We start from the raw sequence: 374 nt of genomic DNA, 5'->3' as shown, positions 1-374 counted from the left end.
TTCTTTCTCGATAATCACAGACTCCCCCTGAGCCTGCAAGGCTGCAAACATCAAGGCTGACTTGACTTGAGCAGAGGCGATTGGCAACTCATAGTGAATAGGTGTAAGGTTTTTCGTCCCTTTTAGGTGAAGAGGGGGCAGGTCTCGCTTAGTTTGCCCCGAAATGCTAACACCCATTTTTTTCAATGGAATCGTCACACGATCCATAGGACGTTTAGAAAGACTATCGTCTCCAAACATCTTTACTTCGAAGTCTGCACCAGCAAGTACACCTGAGATCAGGCGAATCGAAGTGCCAGAATTTCCCATATCAAGGGCATTTTGTGGCGCTTTTAAGCCATCCATTCCAACACCTTGAATGGTAATAACCCCAT

1 pseudogene is annotated in these 374 nt (G+C 46.0%); it reads right to left on the bottom strand.

Annotation, left to right across the window (positions count from 1 at the left end):
- Positions 1 to 374, bottom strand: a pseudogene (locus SORDD15_RS09740) (3-phosphoshikimate 1-carboxyvinyltransferase); the annotation flags it as partial.

The organism is Streptococcus oralis, from assembly GCF_001578935.1.
Taxonomy (GTDB): domain Bacteria; phylum Bacillota; class Bacilli; order Lactobacillales; family Streptococcaceae; genus Streptococcus; species Streptococcus oralis_R.
Note: the sequence above shows the minus strand (reverse complement) of the source record. Positions and strands in the feature narration are given on the sequence as shown.